Annotated in this window: 1 protein-coding gene; it reads left to right on the top strand. The window is 41.8% G+C overall.

Annotated elements, in window-relative coordinates; genetic code table 11:
- Positions 1 to 352 (top strand): group II intron maturase-specific domain-containing protein (locus AC0QH1_RS22090; protein ID WP_324633504.1); only part of this gene is annotated, 352 nt, incomplete at both ends.

The following is a 352-nucleotide window of genomic DNA, read 5'->3' as shown; positions in this document are numbered from 1 at the left end:
CCAAAACTCATATCACCCACACTTTAGAAGGGGATAATCCAGGGTTTGACTTTCTCGGCTTCAACATCCGACAATATACAGTTGGAAAATACAAAACTGGGAAAGACACACACAGTAATCCACTAGGCTTCAAAACTATCATCAAACCTAGCAATCAAGCCATCAAAACCCACTACAAAAAACTGAAAGGGATAGTAGACTCCCACAGCGCAGCACCGCAAGAGGGGTTAATAAGACGCCTCAACCCGGTCATTAGAGGGTGGAGCAACTACTATTCAACAGTAGTATCCAAGGAAGTCTTTTCTCAAATGGATGAATTACTATATTGGAAATTAACCAAATGGGGAAAACG

The sequence above is a fragment of the Phormidium sp. CCY1219 genome, assembly GCF_055795085.1.
Note: the sequence above shows the minus strand (reverse complement) of the source record. Positions and strands in the feature narration are given on the sequence as shown.